This window comes from Pseudoroseomonas sp. WGS1072 (assembly GCF_049340465.1).
In the GTDB taxonomy this organism is placed as follows: Bacteria; Pseudomonadota; Alphaproteobacteria; order Acetobacterales; family Acetobacteraceae; genus Pseudoroseomonas.
Genome location: NZ_JBMPSU010000002.1, coordinates 17,027 through 40,218 on the forward strand (window position 1 = coordinate 17,027; position 23,192 = coordinate 40,218).

A 23,192-nucleotide genomic window follows, 5' to 3' on the forward strand; every position below is an offset into this window, starting at 1 on the left:
GCCGCAGGCGAAGGCCCGCCTGCGGAAGCCCCCGGCCCGGAACAGGCCGGGGCAGCCTGGCCATGGGCGGGAGGACCCGCCTCAATCCGCGCCGCGCGTCGAGAAGCCGCCCAGCGCCGTGCGCAGAATGATCCAGAGATCCAGGGAAAGCGACCAGTTGTCCAGATACCACCGGTCCAGCTCCAGCCGCCGGCGGGCCTTGGCCAGGGTGTCCACCTCGCCGCGCGAACCGTTGATCTGCGCCCATCCGGTGAGGCCGGGCTTGATGGCATGGCGCACGCGATAGCCCTCGACGGCATCGAAGTAGTAGGCATCGCCCACGCGCATGTGAAGCGGATGCGGACGCGGGCCCACGAGGGACATGTCGCCACGCAGCACGCAGAAGAGTTGCGGCAGCTCGTCGATGCTGGTGCGGCGGATGAACCGCCCGATCGGCGTCACGCGCGGATCGCGCGCCAGGGTGCGCGCGGCACCCGTGCGGTCGCCGCGATCGGCATACATGGAGCGGAACTTCCAGACCTTGATGGGCCGGCTGCCCTGCCCGAAGCGCCACTGGGCGAAGAAGGGGCTGCCGGGCGATTCCAGACGGATGGCCAGCGCGACCAGCGCCAGGAACGGCGAGAGCACCAGCAGCGCCCCACCCGCCAGCAGGATGTCCATGCTGCGCTTGGCCGTCGCCGGCCAGCCGCTTTGAGGCCGGCCGCGCAGGTCATAGAGCGGCAGGGCCGCCAGGCTCGGGCCGGTCAGGGCCCCGGCCATGGCCGGGGTGAAGCCGGGCGAGAGGCAGATCCGCACCGGCTGGTCCGCCAGGCGGGCACAGACGGCCTCGATCCGCTCCAGGGCGCCCTCGCCCCGGCAGGCCAGGATCACCGTGTCGAGCTCACCGGCCTCGGCCAGGCCGGCCAGGCGCTCCAGGGTCTCCGGCGATTCCTCGGCGGAGGCGGCCAGGTGCCAGCCGGAGGCGCCGAAGCGCTGCACGACATCGACCAGCGGCTGCCGCTCCGCCGGATCGCCCAGGATGGCGACGGCGGGACCGGCGCGGCCGAGACGGATCGCCATGTGGTTGGCGAGATGCCGCAGCCCGAAGGCCACCGGCGCCGCGCCCAGGATCCAGAACAGGCCCCAGCCGAGCATGGACTGCCCCACCCCGGCATCGGGCAGGCGGGCGATCCAGGCGCAGAACAGCACCGTGGGGACGGCGATCACCACGGCCAGGGCGGCGCGCAGGGCGACGGCGGCGACGGCATCCGGCTGCGGCGCCGTGCCGACCCGCAGCGCGCGGCGCGTGACGCCGGCCAGCACCGCGGCCAGCACGGCGAGGCCGGCGGCGCTCCAGCCATTCTCCATCGACTGCGGGAACAACGCCCAGATCAGCAGGCCCAGGGCCGCCACCTGCAGCGCGTCGACCAGGGCGACGCAGACCCTGATGGCATGGCTGGACGCCCGGAAGGCGTGTCCCGCGCCCTGGCGGACAGGCCGCGACGGCTCCGCCAGAAGGCGCAGCAGGTCGGCGTTGTAAGCCTGCCCGGTCCTCATGCGCGGAGCCTGCCGGCCGGATCGGGCCGCGGCGCCTCCGGCGCGGCGACGCGCAGCCGGGCATTGGCATAGGCTTCCGCCGCCATGTGCGGCAGCGGCTGCGGCTCGTCGCCGCTGAGCACCTCGCGGAAATAGGCGATGGTGCTGGCCAGCCCTTCCTCGAGCGGCACCTTCGGCGTCCAGCCGCCGAGCAGCTCCTGCGCCTTGCTGATGTCGGGGCGACGCTGCTTCGGATCATCGGCCGGCAGCGCCGTCATGATGAGCTGCGACCTGGAGCCGGTCATGCGGATGACCATCTCGGCCAGCTCGCGGATGGTGAACTCGCCGGGATTGCCGAGATTCACTGGGCCGGTGACCTCGGGCGGCGTGTCCATCAGGCGGATCAGCCCCTCCACCAGATCGTCGACATAGCAGAAGGCGCGGGTCTGCGAGCCATCGCCATAGATCGTGATGGGCTCTCCGCGCAGCGCCTGCACGATGAAGTTGGAAACCACGCGGCCATCCGCGGGATGCATCGCCGGACCGTAGGTATTGAAGATCCGCGCGACCTTTACATTCAGGCCGTGCTGGCGGCGGTAATCGAAGAAAAGCGTCTCGGCGCAGCGCTTGCCTTCATCATAGCAGGCGCGCCTCCCGATGGGGTTGACATTCCCCCAGTAGGACTCGCGCTGCGGGTGCTGGGTGGGATCGCCATACACCTCGCTGGTGGAAGCCTGCAGGATGGGCGCCTTCAATCGCTTGGCAAGGCCAAGCATGTTGATCGCGCCAAGCACGCTGACCTTGGTCGTCTGCACGGGATCGTACTGGTAATGCACCGGCGAGGCCGGGCAGGCGAGATTGAATATTCGATCAACCTCGACATAAAGCGGGAAAGTAACATCGTGGCGCATCGCCTCGAATCGGGGGTTCCCGATCAGGTCCGCGATGTTGGAGCGCGAACCCGTGAAGTAATTGTCGACACAAAGGACTTCATGTCCTTGTTCGAGCAGGCGGCGGCAGAGGTTGGATCCGATGAAGCCCGAACCGCCCGCAACCAGGACGCGATAATTTTGCCTTGACATGCAATCGGTCTCCAAGCGCGTTCATTTAGGGGTGACGAATCCACCCCCGCACGCAAGGGGAAACTTTTTGGTTGAATAACCAGATATGAATTTTTTTTGCTACAGGTCTTGTGTCGTGCTCGGAATAGATACTGGCTTGCGGTGGAATGCTGCAATGCGTTATGCGCATCGACAGGCACGCCGAAGGTCAAAGAAATGTGAGATCACGTAAGCGGATCTGACCAAATTTTATCTTGTTCTACTTGCGGTTCACTGTGACTTAGTATCCGGCCAAGTGCTCGCCGAAGGCCAGAAAACCTGCATTCCAGGATGTTCGGCCGCCTGTCGAAGCGCCCAGTAGGGGCGGGTCCGGCTTTCCAGGATCTGCCAAGCGGAGCCCCCCACCGATGCCACCACGCCTCGCCATGTCGCTGTCCCCCGGCCCCTGCAAGAGGATTTCGCGATGATCCCGGCCCGCATTCCTGACGGACAAGGGGAGAGCCATCTCCCCGCTCTCGCCCTGCCGCAGGGATCGCATGCGTCGAAGGAGACCTCGCTCGGTGCCCTGGCGGGGATCTTCCGGCGCTCGCGGCGCTTCATCGCGCTCTGGATCCTGGCCTGGCTCGCCCTCGCTTTCGTGGTGATCATCAACCTTCAGCCCATCTATTCCTCCAGCGCGATGGTGATGCTGAACACGCGCCAGTTGCATTACGCGGAATTGCGCGAGGTGCTGACCGGCCCGGCGACAGGCATCGACGGCAATGCCGTGCGCAGCGAGGTGGAGATCCTGACCAGCCCGCAGTTGATGCGCCGTGTCGTCGAGGATCTCGAGCTGACCAAGCTCGCCGACTTCCAGCCGACGCCGCCGCTGTCCGCGCGCATCGTGGGCGGCCTGGCGGATCTGGCCAGCCGCGCCGGCCTGACCTCGGCGGCGCGAATGCTGGACGGCTGGACCGATGCTCTCGCCGGCGATCCCGACGAGCAGACGCGCTTCGAGATCGCGGTCGCCAGCTATCAGCGCGGTCTGTCCGTCTTCAATACGGGCCGCTCCTTCGTCATCAACGTGACCTTCCAGGCGTCCAGCCCCGAGCTCGCCACCCGCATCGTGAACCGCCATGTGGATCTCTACATCGAGGACCAGCGGCGGATTAAGAACGAGGCTCTGACCGCGGCGCGCAGCTGGCTCGACCGTGAGGTGGAGGAGCAGGCCAATCGCCTGCGCCTGGCGGAGCGGGAGCTGCAGGAGTACCGCGAGCGCTTCCAGCTCTATCAGCCCGGTGGCACCTCCCTGACGGCGCAGCGCCTGGCGGAGATGAACGCCCAGCTGACCATGGCCCGCGCCGATCTGGCGCAGCGCGAGGCCCGCCTGCAGCGCGTGCGCGAAAGCCGCAGCCTGGCCGCCGCCGGCGATGCCGACACCGACGTGCAGGCCTCCGCCACCATCTCGCGCCTGCGTGAGCAGGAGGCGATCGCCCGCCGCCGCGAGGCCGAGATGGCCGCGCAGTTCGGCAATAGCCACCCGTCCCTGCGCGCGGCGCGCGCCGAGGTTTCCGAGGTGCAGCGCAAGATCGGCGAGGAGGTGGGCAAAGTCCTGCGCGGGTTGCAGAGCGAGGTGCAGATCTCGCGCGCCCGGGAGATGGAGTTGCGCCGCTCGGTCGCCGATCTCGAGCGCGAGATGGGCGCCTATGAGCGCAACGACGCGCCTGCGCGCGAGGCGGAGCGGCAGGTCAACATCACCCGCACCCTCTACGAGAACCTGCTCAGCCGCCAGAAGCAGGTCGCGGCGCAGGAGGGCATCCAGCAGGCCGATGCGCGCGTGGTTTCCTACGGGACGCCGCCGCTGCTGCCGAGCTTCCCGCGCAAGAGCCTGCTGCTGGCGATCTCCGGCGTCGTCGCGGCGGTGACCGCGCTGGGCCTCGCCATGCTGCGCGACCGTCTGCGCCCCGGCTTCGCCAACCTCGGCGAGGTGGAGGCGGCCACCGGCCTGCGCGGGCTTGTCGCGCTGCCGCAGACCTCCCGCCGGCGCCCGCCGCACTGGCAGGTGCTGCATCAGCCGAAATCCGCCACGGCGGAGGCCCTGCGCTCGCTGCGCATGCTGCTGGCGCTGCCCCGCACCGGGATCGGCCGGATCCGCAGCCTGGCGGTCACCTCGGCCCTGCCGGGCGAGGGCAAGACCAGCCTGGCCCTGGCCCTGGCGCGCAGCCTGGCCGCCTCGGGCCTCCGGGTGCTGCTGATCGATGCCGACCTGCGCCGCCCCGGCGTGGCGCGCGCCGCCTTCGGCCGGGAGGCCGAGCAGGGGCTGGTGGATGTCCTCTCGGGCAGGCTTCCGGCCACCGCCGCCGTCGCCTCCGACAGTGTCGCCGGCCTGGACATCCTGCCGGCGGGCCGTTTCGAGGGGGAGGCCGTGGCGCCGCAGGACCTGCTCGCGACCACGGCCATGGCCGATCTGCTGGAAGCCGCCGACAAGGCCTATGACTACGTGCTGGTCGACACGCCGCCGGTGGGCCCGGTGTCGGATGCCGCGCTGATCGGCCGCATGGTGCAGGAGACCATCCTGGTCACGCAGTCGGGCAAGTCGCATCGCGAGGCGGTGCTGGACGGCGTCGCCGCCCTGCAGATGGCCGAGGTGCGCATCGCCGGCGTGGTGCTGAACGGCATCGATCCGAAGATGGCGCCGGCGCACGGCGCCTACCGCCGGGGGCTGCGCGCGGCCTATTTCCATGCCTGAGATCGGCGCCGCGCTCCGCCGCGGCCTGCGAGGGCTGGTCCGTGGCGAGCGCACCGCCTTCGCCTTCCTGCAGACGGTGTTCAGCCAGGCCTTCATCACCCTGGTGAACCTGGCCACCGGCGTCTTCCTGGCCCGCATGCTGGGGCCGGAGGGGCGCGGCGCCTATGCCGCCATCACCTTCTGGCCGCTGGTCCTGGCCACCATGGCGCTGGCCGGCCTGCCCTATGCGCAGGTCTATCGCACCAAGGGCCATCCGGAGCGCGCCGGCGCCGTGCTGGGCGCGACGCTCATCCTGGGCCTCGGCCTCTCGGCCCTCGGTGTCCTGGTCGGGCTGGCGCTGCTGCCCTGGCTGATGGGCCGGAATTACGACCCGCAAACCGTCCTGGCCGCGCAGGTCATGGTGATGGCCGCCACGCCGGTGATGCTGATCGCCATGGTGCTGAAGAACAGCTTCAGCGCGCTCGGCCAGTACCGCCTGGCCAACACGGCCAATCAGGCCGATGTGCTGCTCTATCTTCTGCTGCTCCTGGTGGCCGCGGCGGCCCTGCCGATGACGCCGGAGCTGGCGGCCGGCTGCATGTTCGCCGGCGCGGTGCTGGTGCTGGGGCTGCTCCTGGTCTGGCAGTGGCGCCTGGGCCGGCCGCACTGGCGCGGCGCCGGGCGGGAGGCGCGTCCGCTCGTCTCCTTCGCGCTCCGCGCCGCGCCCAATGCGGTGCTGGCCAATCTCGCCCTCTCGCTCGACCGCATGGTGCTGGTGACGATGGTGTCGCAGGCGGATTTCGGCCTCTACGTCGTCGCCTTCGGCCTGTCGCGCCTCGTGATGGTGGTGCAGCAGGCGGTCGCCTCGGTCGGCTTCCCGGCCATGGCCGGGCGGGACGAAGCCTCGACCAAGGCGATGCACGACCGGCTCTTCCGCGTCATCCTCTACGCCATGTTCGGCATGGTGGCCGGCGGCTGGGTGCTGGGCGGGCTGGCGCTGCGCCTGCTCTACGGCCCCGAGTTCGCCGCCGCCGCCGGCATCTTTCATATCTTGCTGATCGGCGCCGCCATCTCCTGCCTCTGCCAGGTGCCGATGCAGCTTTTCCTCTGCCTGGGCCGCCCCGGCTTCACCTCGACGGTGCAGGCCGTCTCCTTCGCCGCCACGGCGCTGGCGCTGGTGGTGCTGGTGCCCTGGCTCGGTGCCATCGGTGCCGCCTATGCGGTGCTGGCCGGCGGGTTGGTGCGCCTGACGGGGCTGCTGCTCGGCATGCGTCGGACGCTCGGGCTGCCGCTGCCGGCGCTGCTGCCCAGCGCGGCCGACATCGCCCTGTTGCGTCGCGGATTGCAGGGCGCATGAGGCAGGCCCGGCAGCCGTCAGGCCATGGCCGGGCCGATCCAGCGGGCCCGGCGCGCCGCCGCGTAGGCACGCCGCGCCGGCTCGGGCACCAGCAGGGCGAGGCTATGGCCCAGGGCCTGGGCCAGCCCCATCGCCAGGGCCGGCGGCAAGGGCCGGGCCGCCGGTTCCAGCCGGGCGGGCTCCGCCAGGGCCAGGGCACAGGCGTCAGTCAGCTGGGCACGCGCCGCCCCGGAAAGCCGGCGCCAGTCCTCGGCCGGCATGGCGAGTTCGATCAGCTGACCGTAGGCGGCGGGCCAGGCGAAGGCCCGCGGCCCGCTTCTCTCCCACTCCAGCCTGTCCCACCCCGGCCTGTCCCAGCCCAGGGCGGCATCCGTGCCCTCGCCCTGCGTCGCGGCCGGCAGACTCTCCCAGGCCATGGCCAGGGGCCCTGGCCGCACCGCCATGGCACGGGGGCGGAGGTCGTCGGCGGTGGTTCCGGGACCGGCCCGCAGGGCCAGGGGCGTCTCCAGGACACCGCAGGGCAGGGCGTGGAAGCCGGCCTCCGCCCAGCCCTGCCGCCACAGCCGCAGCCCCTCGGGGTGGCGCAGCCAGTCCCGCAGTTCCTCCGCCGCCATGCCGCCGGGAAACCCGGCGAAGAGCGCCGCCGCGGGAAAAGGCAGGGCCTCGGCCAGCAGGCCACCGTGCCGCAGCCGGCCCCCCATCGCGGCGAGTTCCGCCCGGGTGCCGGCCGGCAGTCGCTCCAGGAGGCGATCGAGATGATCGCCCAGCACCGGATGCGCGGCGGGAATGAGCGAGGTCCCGGCGGCCCGCGCCGTCCGGCCGCCCGGCAGGAAAGCCAATCCCGTGGCCAGCAGGCCGCGCCGTCCGAACATCCCACGCCTCCCCTTCAGCCGAGACGGGAACATCTTGCATGACCGCCACCCCCCTGTCGCCCTCCGGCGAGGCCCGCGCGAGGCTGACCGTCCTGATTCTGGCGAAGAACGAGGAAGGCTGCATCGCCCGCGCGGTGCAGAGCGTCGCCTTCGCCGACGAGGTGCTGATCCTCGACTCCGGCAGCACCGACCGCACGGTGGAGATCGCCGAAGGGCTCGGCGCGCGCGTCGTGCATCAGGACTGGCTGGGCTGGGGCAAGCAGCACCGGCGCGGCGTCGAGCTGGCCACGCATGACTGGCTGCTCTCCATCGATTCCGACGAGATCGTCACGCCGCAGCTCGCTGCCTCCATCCAGGCCGCGCTGGCCGCCGGCCCCGATCCGCGGAATGGCTATGTGGTGGACCGCCAGGATGAATTCCTGGGCCGGCTGATGCCGAGCATGCGCCGGCGCAGTAAGCGGATGAACTTCATCCGCCTGTTCAACCGCCGCTTCGGCAACTGGGACCCGACCATGCTGGTGCATGAGGAGATCCGCGTCCCCGGCGCCGCCCTCATGCTGGATGGGCCGCTGCTGCACTGGCGCAACTACTCCATCTCGGCGCAGATGCAGACGCTGGACCGCAACTCCGATCTCGAGGGCCGGATGCTGTCCGAGACCGGCAAGGCCAGCGCGTTGATGCTGTTCCTGAAGCCGCTGCTGCGCTTCGGCTGGATCTACATCGTCTCGGGTTGCTGGAAGCTCGGGCCACGCGGCTTCATCTGGGCCGGGCTGCATGCCTCCGGCGAGTTCCTGCGGCAGGCCAAGGCCTGGGAGCGGCAGCATGTCACGCCGATGCCCGACCCGCCCGCCTCGGTCTATGCCGCTCCCGACGCGCCGCCGCCCGCGCCCGCGCGGCGGCCGGCGGCGACGGAGCCGGTCCGCACATGAACGCCCTCCCCCCGCGCGCCGAGCGCCGCCGCGTCCTGATCGTCAACCGCGTCGGCCATCTGGGCGGCGTGGAACGGGTCATCCTGAACCTGGCCAGCGGCCTCCCCCGGCATGGCTGGGAGCCCATCCTGGCCTGCCCCGACGGCGGCGAGCTGGCCGAGGCGGCGCGCGCGCAGGGGCTGCGCGTGGCGCCCACGCCCTTCGACCGCATGCGCATCACCGCCGATCCGCGCGTGCTGCTGCGCTATCCGCTGGCCTGGCGCCAGGGTGCCGCGGCGGTGGAGCGGATCTGCCGCGACGAGCAGGTCTCGTTGATCCACGCGCATCATCCGGTCGGCTCGCTCTATGCGCGCCGCGCGGCGCGGGCGCTCGGCCTGCCAATCCTGCTGCACGTCCATGAATCCCTGCCGGCCCGTCCGCTCTACGCGCTGGCGCTGCGCCAGGCGGTGCGTGACTACAGCCGCTACATCGCCGTCTCCGGCGCCGGTACCGCGCTGTTGGCCAGCATCGGCGCCGATCTCGACCGCGGCAGCGTCATTCCGAACGGCATCGAGGCGCGCCTGCTGGACGGCCCGACGCCCGCTCCCGCCGCCGAGGTCACCGGCCCCGGCCCGCATATCGGCGTCTTCGGAGTCATCGAGCCGCGCAAGGGGCAGGACGTCTTCCTGCGTGCGGCGGAGCTGCTGGCGCGGGACCATCCGCAGGCGCAGTTCTGGATCGTCGGCCCGCTAGCGCTGAAGGACAAGGCCGGCTTCCAGGCGCAGATCCGCGCCATGGCCGAGAACCCCGTGCTGCGCGGCCGCGTGCATTTCACCGGTTTCCGCGCCGATGTCGGCGCCTGGATGCGGGCGATGGATGTCGTCGTGCAGGCCTCGGTGAAGCACGAATCCCTCAGCATGGTGCTGCTGGAAGCCATGGCGCTCGGCCGGCCGATCGTCGCCACGCGCGTCGGCGGCACGGAGGAGGGCATTCGGGACGACCATACCGGGCTGATCGTGGCGCCGGGCGACGCCCCTGCCCTGGCCGCCGCCATCGCGCGCGCGGCCGGGCCGGAGGGCGCGGCGCTCGGCGCCGCGGCGGCCCGCTCGGCGCGCGAGGTCTTCGCGCCCGAGGTGTTCTGCCGGAAGGTCGCCGAGGTCTACGACCAGGTTGTCGCCACGCATGCGGAGAGCCGGGCATGAAGGTCGCCATCGTCCACGACGTCATCAACCAGTATGGCGGCGCCGAGAAGGTGCTGGAGGAGCTGCGCGCGATCTATCCGGACGCCACCATCATGGCGCCGAGCTATCATCCGGACCTGCTGCCGCCGCGCTTCCGTGACTGGGGCATCCGCACCAGCTGGCTCGACCGCCTGCCCGGCGCCAACCGCTTTCACCGCATCGTCTTCCCGCTCTACCCCTTCGCCATGCAGAGCCTGGTGACGGATGGCTACGACTTGGTGATCAGCAGCGCCTTCAACTTCGCGCACAATGTCACCACCGGGCCGGACACCACGCATGTCTGCTACTGCCACTCGCCCTCGCGCTTCCTCTGGGACTTCGACGCCTATGCGCGGCGCGAGGGCTTCGGCAAGGTCAAGCGCGGACTGATCGCGCCCTTCCTCCCGCCGCTGCGCGGACTCGACATCGCCTCGGCGCAGGGCGTGGATCACTGGATCGCCACCAGCGATCTGGTGCAGCGGCGCATCCGCAAGACCTATCGCCGCCGCAGCGCGCTGATCCCGCCGCCGATCGACATCAACGAGTTCCACGTCGCGCCGCGGCATGACGGCTACTACCTGCTGCTGATGCGCCTGGTGGGCTGGAAGCGCGCGGATGTCGCCATCGAGGCCTGCAACCGGCTCGGCCTGAAGCTGCTGGTCGCCGGCGACGGGCGCGACACGGCGCGGCTGAAGCAGATGGCCGGCCCGACCATCGAGTTCGTCGGCCGTGTGGATGGCGCGCGCAAGGCGGATCTCTACGCGCGCTGCGCCGCCTTCATCCTGCCGGCGATCGAGGATTTCGGCATCACCCCCCTGGAGGCCATGGCGTCCGGCCGGCCGGTCATCGCGCTCGGCCAGGGCGGCGCGCTGGACACGGTGCGGCCCGGCGTCACCGGTGAGTTCTTCGCCGAGCAGGAGGCCGGCAGCCTGGCCGGCGTGCTGAGCGGCTTCGACCCCGATGCCTATGACCCCCAGGCCATCCGCCGGCATGCCGCGCAGTACGACCGCACGGTCTTCCAGCGCCGCATCCGCGAGGAGGTGGCGCGCGCCATGCGCCGCCAGGGCCGCGCCCCCGGCTCCGCCCCGGATCGTCCCGCCCGCCCGGCCGAGCCGCAGCTGGTGGCCTGATCCATGGCGACCGATACGCCACCCGCCGGCCCTCTGGACCGCGAGGGGATGGTGAATGCGTTGGGCCGGGACGGCGTCGCCCGGCCCCTCACCGTCGCCGGTCTGCGCGGCCAGGGCTTCGTCTCGGTGCGCGACCTCGGCGCCATCGGCGACGGGCGGAGCCATCCGCTGAAGCAGCGCTACCGCAGCCTCGCCGCCGCCAGGGCCGACTATCCGCACGCCACCAGCCTGGAGGACGAGATCGACTGGGCGGCCACGCAGGGCGCCATCAACATGGTTTCGGCGCGGGGCGGCGGCGTGGTCGTCTCCCCGGCCGGTCGCTATGTCTGCAACCGGACCCTCACCTTCCCGGAAAGCCGGGAATGGGGCGACCCCGGCACCACCGTCAACTGGCTGGGCGAAGGGCCGCTGGCCACGATCTACCGCTGGCCGCAGGATCTCGGACCGGACAGCTTCGCCGTGCTCTGCCCCAGGCGGCGCGAGGGCGACGGCATGTATGAAGGGCTGTGGCAGGACATCTGCCTGGAAGGTCCGGGCGACAAGCCGGTGCTGGGCAAGGCGCCGGCGCAGATGAGCGGCTGGGGATGGGGCTCGCGGCGGCGCATGACGCGCTGCTGGGCGCGGCGCTTCCGCACCGGCCTCGACATCGTTGGCGACCACAGCCGCTTCGAGGACGTGGTCTGCCGCGAGAACCACTACAATGTCTACTTCTCCAGCCCCAGCCGTTACCTCTGGGGTGACCTGCTGTTCGAGAAGTGCATGTTCAGCGGCTGCACGATGGCGGCCGTCGCGGTCCATCCGGCGACGCAGATGGGCGGCTGCACGATGATCTCCTGCTACATCGGCGGCGGTCCCTACGCCATCATGAAGGAAGCCGGCAACGGCATGGAGGTCATGGTCGGCAACTGTGTCTTCCTGAACTGCATGTTCGAGTATGTGGGAAACGCCTGGCTGCAGGACGAGAACACGCCGCGCCGCGCCGTGGTCCGCAACACGACCTTCGACACCTGCTACTTCCAATGGCAGGATTCCAACCGGCTGACGGCGGATGGGCGCGGCCGACGCGCCATCTGGGATTTCCAGCGGGCGGAGCATGTGCGCTGGCTGCAGCTCAAGGAACCCTTCGCCCTGCTGCCCGGCGACGAGGCCCTGCTGCGCGTCGACTTCGCGCATGCCTGCGAGATCCAGGGCCATATCGGCCATCTCATCAACAACTGCCGCAAGAGCGGGAAGCCGCTGCTGCATCCCTCCGCCGCGACCATGCACGGGCACCGCTACTGGAAGCTGGAGGAACCCGGCGAGTGGCGGGGACAGTTCCTGCAGGTGGCCACAGGCGGCGGCGTGAAGCAGGGCGACGTGCTGGAGATGGCACCGGGAGGGCGGGTCCGGCGCGGCACGCGCTCCGATGCGCCGGTGGCCGGGATCTGCATGCTGGATGCGCGGGAGGGCGAACTGACCATCGTCGTCACGGCCGCGCCATCCCTGCCCGTGCGATGCCCGGCCGAAGTGAGGGATGGGCTGCTGGCGAAGGGGGAGGACGGGACCGCCGTGGCGGCGAAAGGCGCCGCGGACCCTGCCCTGCTCGGCTGGTCCAACGGCGCCGGCCAGGGCCGCGCCTTCGTGGCGCTGCGCGGCCTCGGCTGATCCTGCCGCGCGTGACGGCCGGATGTCTCCATCCGGCCGCCGGTCGCGTCAGAGCACCGCGTCGGGGTGATAGGTGATCTTGGCCAGGGCGAAGTCCGAGCTGTCATTCACCCCGTTCGGCTTCGCATAGCCCGTCGCCGAGATCTCCAGGCTGGAGAAGCTGGCGGCGGGATCGATGGAGAAGCTGTAGGAGGAGTCGCCGACCTTGGTGCCCTGCGTCGGGTCGAAGATCCCCTGCGCGACCATCACGCCGGCATCGCTGTAGGCCTTCCAGGCGCCACGCTCCGCGCCGGAGCCATGCTCGTTCGCCACCATGCGGCTGAGCTGGATCGTCGCCGAGTCCACGCCGGTATCGAAGTCCAGGGTGATGGCCTCGCTGCGGCCGGTGACGTGGTCATGGTCGATCTGGTTGTTGAAGCGGCTGCCCTGCACGGCCAGGCCGTCCGCGGTCTTGTTCACCTTGGCCGCGCTGCCGGTGATCCCGAGCCCGGTGACGGAGACGCCGCCCCAGCTCTGGTTGCCCAGCGCGCCGGTCAGCGCGTCGCTGCCGTCGAGCACGATGGCGGCGGGCGCCGGCGCCGCGCTCGGCGCTTCGGAGGCACTGTCCGAGGCGGTGAAGGTGAAGGTCGCGCTGCCCGGCGACTTCAGGTCCTTGGCGGCGCCGGAGATGCTCGCGCCGTCGATCGTCGCGCTCTCGACATAGAGGTTGCGGTCGGTCGTGGGGGTGCCGCCCCAGGCGTCGTTCAGGAACCTGACTTCGGCGGTGTGCACGCCGCCGCCCCAGTCGCCCTTGACGGTCAGGGTGTCGGTCACACCGGAGTTGTGCAGCGAATGCGCGGTGAAGGTGCTGCCGACCTGCTTGCCGTCGATATACACCGCGTACTGCGCGTCGCCGTTCCAGGCATCCTGGCTGATGCGGATCGACAGGCTGTCGGAGCCGGAGCCGATGGTCTGCGTCAGTCCGGCCTTGTCCGTGTCGATCGGCGCCGCGGCGGAGGCGTCGTTCACACCGATCACCTCGACGATCAGCGGATGATCCGAGACATTGACGGTGATCTTGCTGGTGTTGCTCGCCGTGGCGATGGGCGAGGTGCCGATCAGCGGGTCATAGACCTTGATGGTGCCGGCGACCTTGCCGAGATTGACGGTGACGGAGGAATTCGGCGCCGAGATCGCGGTCCGGCTGGCCTCATTCCAGATGTCCGGCTCGGCCCAGATGGCGATGTCGTAGTTGCCGTTCGATTCCTGCATCAGCATCGTGCGGCCGCTGGAAGGAAGGCCGCTGACCGAGAAGTCCAGGGGCTTGGTCGCGAAGCCGCCGGCATTGCCGCCGTCATCCTCGAGGATGGTGAGCAGGTTGTGGATGGCGGTCGCCGCCTTCTTGGGCGTGCCGTCGGAATGGAACAGGCCGAGGCTGCCCTCGACGGTCGAGGTCGCGCCCGCCTTGGTGCTGTTGTCCATCAGCTCATAGAGATAGGTGCGCTCGACACCGGCCCGCTTGGCATCGAGGAGGAGGTTGAGGTTGAGCTTCGCCTGCACTTCCTCGGTGACGCCGCCGCCGCCCCATTCCATGGCGTGAACCGCGGTGTAGTAGTTCGCCTCGGTGATCTGCACGGGATCGCCCGAGGAGAACTTCTTGGCGTTGGCCACGCCGGATTCGATGTTCTTGCCGGGCTGGTCGCCATTGCCGAAGTAGACATGCCAGTTGCCGTAATCGGCCCAGGCCGTGAGATCGCCGAGCTTCGCGGCCTCCTGCGCCGTCAGGCCGCCGACCGACAGGTTCAGGATCGGGATGTCGTCCAGCAGGGCGCGGGCATTGACCTCGGCATGCAGCTTCGCCTGCAGCGCGCGGCCGATCGAGATGTCATGCGCCGTGTTGACGCCATTGTAGGTGACGCCGAACATGTTGATCTCGTTCAGCCCCTCGATCGACACAACGGCGTCGGGATGGGTCTTCAGCAGGGTCTCGATACGCTGGAGATCCTTCGCGTAGCTACCGTACTGCGTGACCTCCGGCCCGGTGACGACGATGTTGAACTGGATGCCCTTGTCGGCCAGCGTCCGGTACAGGGGCATGGTCCAGCCCTCGGTCGGCGAGCCGTCGCGGATGAACGAGACACCGAGATAGTCGATGGCTTCCAGAACCGCCGTCCGGTTGGCGTAGGCACTCGTCGATCCGCCCCAGGACAGATGCGTGTTGATGCCGACGCTGTCGATGAAGTCAGCGGCGCGGATGGGGGTCTGAGCGGCCATGGAAAATCCCTTGCTGCTAGCTCGATCCGTTAAGGACTAAGCGACAGTGCGTTAAGAAATCGTTTAGCCAGCGGAATCTCCGCATGGCGCGCCGCGCCGCCCCTCACCGGGCGCCGGCAGCCGTCATGGCGTCACCCTGGAGGTGGACGCGCGCGGGGTCCTTCACGCCCGGCCATATCCGGCCAGGCCCGTGCGAAGGCGATGAAAGGAGGAGCGCCGGGCATGCGGCCGCCTCCGCTTGCGTACGCGGGTCGCGCACGGAGGCGACAACCGGAAGGTTGTCGACCATCGGATATTGCTGGCACCGTCCTGATCGGCGCCGATCCGGCGGGAGCCGGATCTGGCGATGCGCGGCGATCACCGCACTCGCAGCGATGGGCATCGCATCAGATGCCCGATGTCATCCCGGAAGATGACAGATCCCAGGACCAGTCGCGGTCGAAAGAAGTAGGTGTCGAGGCGAAGCGACGAGGAGCGTCGCGATCATCCTGCAGGTGAAATGGGATGGTGAGGGTGATCGAAGGGACCCGCACACCTTCCTGCACATGATCCTGTGGCGGCGGCGGTGTCCCTTTCCATCTCGTCAATGGTCGATACCTCTGAACCGGAAGGCTTTTCCTCCGGTCCCGGCTCGCTCACATTTTTGTAAATGTTAAGTTCAAGCCTCGCAACCCGATATTGCCCTGGTTGCGGCAGAAGTTGCCGCCTGTCGATGAGGTTTAAGTTTCATCATGCAATGCATCTGTCTCGGCGAGATGAATAATGGCTTTCAACCAAGGTCAATCTCTCATGATGAGATTGTCGCCTCACGATATTGTATCTTTACGGCTTCGAATCTATGCCGGGAACCATCGTGACTGATCTTGTGGTAGCGGATTAGTGCGTGACCTTTACTCGTCCACGCTTCGAGTTTCTCGGCCTTTACGATCCGCTCCAGTCCTGGCCCGCCATGTTCAGATCGTCCCGGATGCAGGCCTTGAAATGGCCCGGCGCCACCTCACGCAGCGGCGGCCGCACCGCGGCGCAATCGGGCAGCGCATAGCGGCAACGGGTGCGGAACGAGCAGCCCGAGGGCGGATCGAGGGGGCTCGGCAGGTCGCCGCTGAGCATGATCCGCTCGCGCCGAAGCGTGGGGTCCGGGATGGGAACCGCGGAAAGCAGCGCCTCGGTATAGGGATGCCGGGGCGTGGTGAAGAGGCGTCGTGTCTCGGCGACCTCCACGAGCCGGCCGAGATACATCACGGCGATCCGGTCGGAGATATGCCCGACCACCGCCAGATCGTGCGAGATGAAGAGGATGGCCAGGCCGAGCCGCCGCTGCAGCGACAGCAGAAGATTCACCACCTGGGCCTGAATCGAGACATCCAGGGCGGAGACCGGCTCGTCCGCCACCAGCAGGTCCGGTCCGGTGATCAGGGCGCGCGCGATGCCGATGCGCTGGCGCTGGCCGCCGGAGAACTCGTGCGGGTAGCGCGTGATCGATTGCGGCGGCAGCCCGACGAGCTGCAACGCCGCCTCCACCCTGGTGCGCCGCTCCGCCGCCGTTCCGGCGCCGCCGTGGATGTCGAGCGGCGCGGCAACCAGATCCTCCACGGTCATGCGGGGGTTGAGGGACGCGTACGGGTCCTGGAAGATGAGCTGCATCCGTTGCCGCAGCGGCCGCATCGCGGCCCGGCTCAGGCGGGTGACATCCTGGCCGGCGAAGCGGATGCTGCCCCCGCTCGGCGTCTCCAGCCGCAGGACGGTCCGGCCGACCGTGCTCTTTCCGGAGCCGGATTCCCCGACGAGGCTCAGCACCTCGCCCTTCCTGATCTCGAAGGAGACGCCGTCCACCGCCTTGACGTGATGGCGTGCCCGCGACAGCAGGCCGGCCCCGACCGGAAACCACTTCCGCAGATCCTCGACCTGCAGCAGGACATCCGCCGGCGCGCTCATGCCGCGTCCTCCCGGGCCAGCTCGTGCCAGCGGGCGCAGCGGACGAAGTGCCCCGCCCCCGCCGCCTCCAGATCCGGCACGGCGACATCGCAGACGCCGGACAGCGCATAGTCGCAGCGGGGCGCGAAGGCGCAGCCCGGCGGCAGATACAGCGCATCAGGCACATTGCCGGGAATGGCCGCCAGCTCGCCCGCGCGCCGCCCCGCCAGGTCCAGCCGCGGCACGGAGCGCAGCAGGCCGCGCGTATAGGGCATGCGCGGCGTCTTGAAGAGCGGCACCACATCCGCCTGCTCGACGACGCGCCCGGCATACATCACCATGACGCGGTCGGCGATCTCCGCCACCACGCCGAGATTGTGCGTGATGAAGATCACCCCCATGCGGGTCTTCTCCTGCAGCCGGCGCAGCAGCTCCAGGATCTGCGCCTGGATGGTGACATCGAGGGCCGTGGTCGGCTCGTCGGCGATCAGCAGCGAGGGCTCGCAGGACAGCGCCATGGCGATCATCGCGCGCTGCCGCATGCCGCCCGACAACTGGTGCGGATAGGCCGAGAGACGCTGGCGCGGGGCGGGAATGCCCACCATGTCGAGCAGCTCCACCGCCCGCTCGAGGGCGGCGCGGCGGCCAAGGCCAAGGTGTTGCCGCACGGCCTCCGAAATCTGGTCGCCGATGCTGTGCACCGGGTTGAGCGAGGTCATGGGCTCCTGAAAGATCATCGCCGCCACGCGCCCGCGCAGGCCGCGCATGCCGTCTTCGGACAGGGCGGTCAGGTCGTGCACCGAGCGGTTCCGGTCGCGCAGCAGCACCCGCCCCCCGATGCGGCAGAAGGGCGCCGGCGGTGTCAGGCGCAGGATGCCGAGGCTCGTGATGCTCTTCCCCGAGCCGGACTCCCCGACCAGCGCCAGCGTCTCGCCCTCGCCCAGCCGGAAGGAGAGATCGCGCACCGCCGGCAGGATGCCGCGACGGGTGTGGAAGCTGATGTTGAGGCCGCGGACATCGAGGACATCCGTGAGCGCCATCTCGTCCGGCATGGCCATCACCGCCCCTCCATGCGCGGGTCCAGCGCATCCCGCAGGCCGTCGCCGATGAAGTTGAAGCAGGTCACGGCCAGGGCGATGGCGGCGCCGGGCAGGATCGCGAGCCAGGGCGCGCTGGTCAGATAGCTCTGCGCATTGTCGAGCATGTTGCCCCAGCTCGGGGTGGGTGGCTGAATGCCGAAGCCCAGGAAGCTGATGTAGGATTCCGCCAGGATGGCGTGCGCCACATTGAGCGTCGCGGCGACGACGATCGGCGCCATGGCATTGGGCAGCAGCTCGCGGAACATCACGCGCGAATCCCGCGCGCCCATGGCTTCCGCGGCCACCGCGAAGTCGCGCTCGCGCAACGTGCGGATCTGCCCCTCGACGATGCGCGCGACCTCCATCCAGGAGGTGATGGCGATCAGCAGCACGATGGATTCCACCGAGGGCTCGATCAGCGCCGAGATCGCCAGCAGCAGAAAGATGCTGGGGAAGCAGAGCATGGCATCGACGAAGCGCATCAGAACCATGCCGGGGATGCCCTGGTAGTATCCCGCGACCAGCCCGACGGTGACGCCGATCGCCATGCTGATGGCCATTGCCGCGAAGCCGACGGCCAGCGAGATGCGCCCCGCCATCAGAAGCCGGGCCAGCATGTCGCGACCAAGCTGGTCGGTGCCCAGCACATGCGCGCCGGAGAGGGGCGGCGAGAAGCGCGCGCGGATGTCGATGAAGACATCCGTGAAGGGCAGCAGGGAAGGTCCGATCACGCAGCCGGCCAGCATCAGCACGATCACGCCCGCCCCGAGCATGGCGAGCCTGTGCCGCAGGAATCGCCGCAACGCCGGGAAGGCGACGGGCGGCGGCGCGGCGGAGGATGCCGTCGGCGCGGGGGCGGTGGTGGACATGGGGCGCCCCTTCAGGACAGGCGGATGCGGGGATCGGCGACGCCGTAGAGCAGATCGGCGATCAGGCTGCCGAGCAGCACCAGCACGGCGCTGAACATCAGGATGCCCATCACCGTCGGATAGTCGCGGTAGCTGATGGAATCGAGGAACAGGCGGCCCATTCCCGGCCAGGTGAAGATCGTCTCCGTCACCAGCGCGCCGCTGAGCAGCGAGGGCAGTTGCAGGCCGGCGATGGTGATCATCGGCAGCAACGCATTGCGGACGGTGTGGTGCAGCAGGATGCGCCGTTCCGGCAATCCCTTGGACCGTGCCGTGCGGATATAGTCCTGGTTGATCACGTCCAGCATGGAGGAGCGCATGTAGCGGCTCCAGATCGCGGTGCTGACCAGCGCCAGCACCATCGAGGGCGCGATCAGGTGGTGCAGCCGGTCGAGGAAGGTGCCGTCCCCCACGGTGTAGCGGTTGCCTGCCGGCAACCAGCCGAGCTCGACCGAGAAGACATAGATGACGACAAGGCCGAACCAGAAGGTCGGGATGGACAGCGCGATCATCGAGCCGACGGTCGCCAGCATGTCGAAGATGGAGTAGCGGCGAATGGCGCCGAGGATGCCGATCCAGGCGCCAAGCAGCATGGCGATCAGCGTCGAGGTCAGCATCAGCTCCAGCGTGGGGCCGAGATGCGAGCCGATGATCGACAGCACCGGCTGTTGATCGCGGAAGGAACGGCCCCAGTCGCCCTGCAACATGCGCCACAGCCAGTCAAGATACTGCACCGGCAGCGGACGATCGAGGCCGAGCTGCCGGGCGATGCGGTCCAGATCCTCCTGCGACATGTCGCTCGTGGCGAACTGCGAGAGCGGGCCGCCGGGCGCGAGATGCAGGATCGCGAAACCGATGACTGACACAAGCAACAACAGGCCCATGGACTGCAGCAGGCGGCGGAGCAGAAAGGTGGTCATGGCGAACGATCCCGCATCCCGGACCGTGGTGAAACCTGGCCCTCCGCGCGAAGCTTGGCAGCGCCATGGTGATGCGGCAAGGCGGCAAATCGGCTTGCGCGGCGCCGTTCCGGCCCGCCGCGACGATATTCGCGCCATCCTGCACAATCCTGTGCCACAGCCGCCCGCGCATCGGACTGCCGCGCCGGCGCGACCTGTGGCAACCTGCCTCGGGTGCCATCCAGGCGCTGCACCGAGAGGGGGCGTGACGCGTGACGGCATCGGTCTGGCTGCGGGTGGCGTTGCTCTCCCTTCTCTGGGGCTGCAGCTATCTGCTGATGAAGCTTTCGGTCGCCGCGCTGCCGCCCCTGACCGTCGTCCTGCTGCGCACGCTCATTGCCGCGGCCGTCCTCGCGGCGCTGCTGCCCCTTCTGCGTCAGCGCCTGCCGCTCCGGCGCGAGGTGTTGCTGGCCTGCCTGGGCATGGGCATTCTCAACAACCTTGTGCCCTTCACCATGATTATCTGGTCGCAGAAGACGATCGGTATCGGCCTCGGTTCGGTGCTGAACGCCTCCACGCCCTTCCTGACCGCGATCGCCGCGCATCTGCTGACACAGGACGAGCGGCTCACCGCCACGCGGCTGGCCGGCACCGCCATCGGCGTGGCGGGGGTCGCGGTGCTGATGGCGCCGATGCTTGGCATCCCCGGTTCGGACGGTGTCCTGCTCGCCGCCGGCGCGGCGATGCTGGCCGCCCTCTCCCAGGCCCTGGCGGCGATCCTCGGCCGCCGGCTCCGTGGCCTGCGGGTCCGGCCGGTGGCCGCGGCGACCGGCCAGATCACCGCCGCCGCCCTGCTTTCGCTGCCGCTGGCGCTGCTGATCGACCGGCCCTGGACCCTGCCGCCGCCCTCTCCGGCCATCTGGCTCGTGATCCTGGCGCTCGGCGTGTTCTGCACCGCCCTCGCCTTCATCCTGTACTTCTCCATCCTGGCCAGCGCCGGCGCCAATGCGGCGCCCCTGGCCATGATGCTGGTGCCGGTCAACACCACGCTGATCGGCGGCCTGCTGCTGGGCGAGCGGCTGCTGCCGGTGCAATGGCTCGGCACCGCCATGGTGCTGCTCGGCCTGGTGGTCATCAGCGGCCGGCTGCGGCTTCCCCGGCTGCCGCGATAGTCGGGCACCACGGCGTCCCTGTCCCGGCGGGGTTGCGATGCGCGCCGCGCCGGGTCATCCCTGGGCCCATGCTGCCCCGGCCGTGCCGGGACCCTCCCGCCCAGGAGGAGGATCGCCCCTCCTCGTCGCCATCCGCCTCAAGGGGATCCGCGCGCATGAATGCCGACCTTGTCCTGGTGCTGCTCCTGCTCGGGCTGGCGGTCGTGCTGTTCATCCGCAACCGGCCGCGCGTCGACGCCGTGGCGCTGATCATGCTCGTCGCCCTGCCGCTGACCGGCATCCTGACCATCGGCGAGACCCTGGCCGGCTTCAGCGACCCCAGCGTGGTGCTGATCGCGGCGCTCTTCGTGCTGGGCGAGGGGCTGGTGCGGACCGGCATCGCCCGCCGCCTGGGCGACTGGCTGGTGAGGCGGGCCGCCGGCAGCACGGTGCGGCTGATCGTGCTGCTCATGCTCATCGTGGCCCTGCTCGGCTCGGTGATGAGCTCGACCGGCGTGGTGGCGCTGTTCATCCCCGTCGTGCTGCGCGCCGCGGCGCGGCTCCAGGCGCCGCCGGGCCAGCTGATGATGCCGCTCAGCTTCGCCGCGCTGATCAGCGGCATGCTGACCCTGGTCGGCACGCCGCCGAACCTGGTGGTCAACAGCGAGTTGCAGCGGTGGGGGCATGAGGGCTTCGGCTTCTTCGGCTTCACGCCCTTCGGCCTGCCGGTGCTGCTGCTCGGCATCGGCTACATGCTGGTGGCGCGGCGCTGGCTCACCGGCGCGGCCGAGGCGGTGGCCGAGGCGCGCGGCACCGCCCCCACCCTCCAGGAACTGATCCGGGACTACAGCCTGGAGGGGCGGCTGCACCGGCTGCGCCTGGGCCATGGCTCGCCCCTGGCCGGGCACAGCCTGGGATCGCTGCGGCTGCGCGCCGGGCATGGGCTGAATGTCCTGGTGGTCGAGCGGCGGCGGCGCCTCGCGGCCGAGATGCTGGACGCCGCCGCGGAGGTGACGCTGCTGGGTGGCGACGTGCTGGTGGCGACGCTCCCCGCCAGCCCGGAGCAGCTGGCCCTGCTCTGCGACCAGCTCAGCCTCCATCCCCTGCCTCTGGAAGGCCTCGACCCCGCCGCCCAGCCGCATGCCGTGGGGCTGGCCGAGGTCATCATCGTCCCGGGCTCGGAACTGAGGGACAAGTCCGTGCTGGAGGCGGCCTTCCGCAGCCACTACGGCCTCACCGTCGCCGGGCTGCGCCGGGGGCTGAAGAGCTTCTCCGACGGTTTGCTGGAGGAGAAGCTGCAATCGGGCGACACGCTCCTGCTGGTCGGCCCCTGGAAGGCGCTGCGCCGCTCGCAGCTCGGCCGCCGCGATTTCGTGCTGCTGAACCAGCCGCGCGAGCTGGAGGAGCCCTCGCCCGCCGTCACACGCGCGCCGCAGGCCCTGCTCAGCCTGGCCGTGGTGGTCGGGCTGATGGTCAGCGGCCTGGTGCCGCACGTGCATGCGGCGCTGATCGGGTGCCTGATGATGCTGGGCTTCCGCTGCATCGACCTCGACAGCGCCTACAAGGCCATCCACTGGCAGAGCATCGTGCTGATCGTCGGCATGCTGCCCTTCTCCCTGGCGCTGCAGCGCACAGGCGGCATCGCCCTGGCGGCGGAGGGGCTGATCGGGCTGGTCGGACAGGCCGGCCCCCAGGCGCTGCTGGCCAGCCTCTTCGCGGCGACCGCCCTCATCGGCCTCTTCATCTCGAACACCGCGACGGCGGTGCTGATGGCGCCGGTCGCGATCGCCACGGCGCGGGAGCTGGAGCTCTCGCCCTACCCCTTCGCCATGATCGTGGCGCTGGCCGCCTCCGCCGCCTTCATGACGCCGGTCTCCTCGCCGGTGAACACCTTGGTGATGGGCCCCGGCCGCTACCGCTTCGGCGACTTCGTGCGGGTGGGCGTGCCCTTCACCCTGATCGTCATGGCGGTCAGCGTGGCGCTGGTGCCCTGGCTGCTGCCGCTGCGCTGAGTGGAGCGCCGATCCGGGCCAGGACGAAGCGCAGCCGCTCCGTGACCGGCGCGAGGGGCAGCGGCACCAGCTCGTAACCATAGTCCGGATAGGTCTCGGCCATCATCCCGCAGGTGCGCGCGGCCTCGGCCGCGTCCTGCCGCCGCTCGGCGTCGCCGTGGAAGATCGCCGGCCAGTGCGGCGCCAGGAAGACCTGGCGATGGTAGCGGAAGCGGCGGGCGGCGCGGTCGAGATGCGCCGGGACCGGCAGGCCGCAAAGGCGCAGATAGCCGATGACATCGGGCAGGCCGCGATCGAACACCACCGGCCCCGCCCGCTCCGCCGCCTCCCGGTGCGAACGCATGTCCCAGAGCGCCATCGCCTCGGCGAAGGCGGCGCGGTCGCGCCAGGGCAGAGCCGGGCCATCGATCTCCCGCTGGTCCCGGATGATGGCCCGGCCAGCCTCGGGCCGTGTCGCCACGCCCGCGGCCGCCAGGGCGGCGATCAGGGTGCTCTTCCCCGCCCCGGGCCCGCCGGTGACGATGTGAAAGCGCTCAGTCTCCATGGTCATGATTGGCATTCC

The 23,192-nt window shown here is 69.9% G+C and carries 17 protein-coding genes; 8 read left to right on the plus strand and 9 right to left on the minus strand.

Annotated features, from left to right (window positions below; all coding sequences use genetic code 11):
- Positions 1-81: 81 nt before the first annotated feature.
- Both ACF3NH_RS18295 and ACF3NH_RS18300 read right to left on the minus strand, forming a co-directional pair.
- Positions 82-1,536, minus strand: a complete 1,455-nt coding sequence (locus ACF3NH_RS18295; RefSeq protein WP_198366736.1) for a sugar transferase — start codon at positions 1,534-1,536, stop codon at positions 82-84.
- Positions 1,533-2,612: a UDP-glucuronic acid decarboxylase family protein gene (locus tag ACF3NH_RS18300; protein ID WP_422924893.1), complete on the minus strand. Its 1,080-nt coding sequence runs from the start codon at positions 2,610-2,612 to the stop codon at positions 1,533-1,535. Before ACF3NH_RS18300 ends, ACF3NH_RS18295 begins: the two co-directional genes overlap by 4 nt.
- Positions 2,613-3,039: 427 nt before the next feature.
- Between ACF3NH_RS18300 and ACF3NH_RS18305 the strand changes: the two genes are divergently transcribed.
- Both ACF3NH_RS18305 and ACF3NH_RS18310 read left to right on the plus strand, forming a co-directional pair.
- Positions 3,040-5,304: a GumC family protein gene (locus ACF3NH_RS18305; RefSeq protein WP_422924895.1), complete on the plus strand. Its 2,265-nt coding sequence runs from the start codon at positions 3,040-3,042 to the stop codon at positions 5,302-5,304.
- Complete coding sequence (locus ACF3NH_RS18310; protein WP_422924898.1) at positions 5,297-6,640, plus strand: lipopolysaccharide biosynthesis protein; 1,344 nt, start codon at positions 5,297-5,299, stop codon at positions 6,638-6,640. Before ACF3NH_RS18305 ends, ACF3NH_RS18310 begins: the two co-directional genes overlap by 8 nt.
- Before the next feature lie 17 nt (positions 6,641-6,657).
- On the opposite strand, the gene ACF3NH_RS18315 is transcribed toward ACF3NH_RS18310, so the two are convergent.
- The gene (locus ACF3NH_RS18315) at positions 6,658-7,512 is read right to left on the minus strand and encodes a type 2 periplasmic-binding domain-containing protein (RefSeq protein ID WP_422924900.1); all 855 of its coding nucleotides are present in this window, start codon (positions 7,510-7,512) and stop codon (positions 6,658-6,660) included.
- Between the two features lie 38 nt (positions 7,513-7,550).
- On the opposite strand from ACF3NH_RS18315, the gene ACF3NH_RS18320 reads away from it, so the two are divergent.
- The 4 genes from ACF3NH_RS18320 to ACF3NH_RS18335 are packed head-to-tail and all read left to right on the plus strand — an operon-like array spanning position 7,551 to position 12,414.
- Positions 7,551-8,441 carry a glycosyltransferase family 2 protein gene (locus ACF3NH_RS18320; RefSeq protein ID WP_422924902.1) on the plus strand — a complete coding sequence of 297 codons (891 nt, stop codon included), beginning with the start codon at positions 7,551-7,553 and terminating at the stop codon, positions 8,439-8,441.
- The gene (locus tag ACF3NH_RS18325; RefSeq protein WP_422924904.1) at positions 8,438-9,622 is read left to right on the plus strand and encodes a glycosyltransferase; all 1,185 of its coding nucleotides are present in this window, start codon (positions 8,438-8,440) and stop codon (positions 9,620-9,622) included. Before ACF3NH_RS18320 ends, ACF3NH_RS18325 begins: the two co-directional genes overlap by 4 nt.
- Complete coding sequence (locus ACF3NH_RS18330; protein ID WP_198366743.1) at positions 9,619-10,770, plus strand: glycosyltransferase; 1,152 nt, start codon at positions 9,619-9,621, stop codon at positions 10,768-10,770. The genes ACF3NH_RS18325 and ACF3NH_RS18330 overlap by 4 nt, the downstream gene beginning before the upstream one ends.
- A 3-nt stretch (positions 10,771-10,773) precedes the next feature.
- Positions 10,774-12,414: a hypothetical protein gene (locus ACF3NH_RS18335; protein WP_198366744.1), complete on the plus strand. Its 1,641-nt coding sequence runs from the start codon at positions 10,774-10,776 to the stop codon at positions 12,412-12,414.
- A gap of 48 nt (positions 12,415-12,462) precedes the next feature.
- Here the strand turns inward: ACF3NH_RS18335 and ACF3NH_RS18340 are convergent, their stop codons facing one another.
- The 5 genes from ACF3NH_RS18340 to ACF3NH_RS18360 all read right to left on the minus strand — a co-directional run bounded on the left by ACF3NH_RS18340 (position 12,463) and on the right by ACF3NH_RS18360 (position 19,488).
- Positions 12,463-14,667 (minus strand): carbohydrate-binding domain-containing protein, encoded by a 2,205-nt coding sequence (locus ACF3NH_RS18340; protein ID WP_422924907.1) that lies wholly within the window; start codon positions 14,665-14,667, stop codon positions 12,463-12,465.
- 921 nt (positions 14,668-15,588) lie between these two features.
- On the minus strand, positions 15,589-16,602 hold the full coding sequence (locus ACF3NH_RS18345; protein ID WP_422924909.1) for an ABC transporter ATP-binding protein: 1,014 nt from the start codon (positions 16,600-16,602) through the stop codon (positions 15,589-15,591).
- Entirely contained in the window at positions 16,599-17,639 is a 1,041-nt protein-coding gene (locus tag ACF3NH_RS18350) for an ABC transporter ATP-binding protein (RefSeq protein WP_422924911.1), read from the minus strand. Before ACF3NH_RS18350 ends, ACF3NH_RS18345 begins: the two co-directional genes overlap by 4 nt.
- Entirely contained in the window at positions 17,639-18,529 is an 891-nt protein-coding gene (locus tag ACF3NH_RS18355; protein WP_422924913.1) for an ABC transporter permease, read from the minus strand. Before ACF3NH_RS18355 ends, ACF3NH_RS18350 begins: the two co-directional genes overlap by 1 nt.
- A gap of 11 nt (positions 18,530-18,540) precedes the next feature.
- The gene (locus ACF3NH_RS18360; RefSeq protein WP_422924915.1) at positions 18,541-19,488 is read right to left on the minus strand and encodes an ABC transporter permease; all 948 of its coding nucleotides are present in this window, start codon (positions 19,486-19,488) and stop codon (positions 18,541-18,543) included.
- 251 nt (positions 19,489-19,739) lie between these two features.
- Here ACF3NH_RS18360 and ACF3NH_RS18365 point away from each other — a divergent pair, with 251 nt between their 5' ends.
- Both ACF3NH_RS18365 and ACF3NH_RS18370 read left to right on the plus strand, forming a co-directional pair.
- Entirely contained in the window at positions 19,740-20,639 is a 900-nt protein-coding gene (locus tag ACF3NH_RS18365; protein ID WP_422924917.1) for a DMT family transporter, read from the plus strand.
- Between the two features lie 155 nt (positions 20,640-20,794).
- A complete protein-coding gene (locus tag ACF3NH_RS18370; RefSeq protein ID WP_422924919.1) occupies positions 20,795-22,630 on the plus strand; it encodes an SLC13 family permease in 1,836 nt (611 codons plus the stop codon).
- Here the strand turns inward: ACF3NH_RS18370 and ACF3NH_RS18375 are convergent.
- On the minus strand, positions 22,590-23,180 hold the full coding sequence (locus tag ACF3NH_RS18375; RefSeq protein WP_422924921.1) for an AAA family ATPase: 591 nt from the start codon (positions 23,178-23,180) through the stop codon (positions 22,590-22,592). The two genes, ACF3NH_RS18370 and ACF3NH_RS18375, sit on opposite strands and share 41 nt — an antisense overlap.
- Positions 23,181-23,192 lie beyond the last annotated feature (12 nt).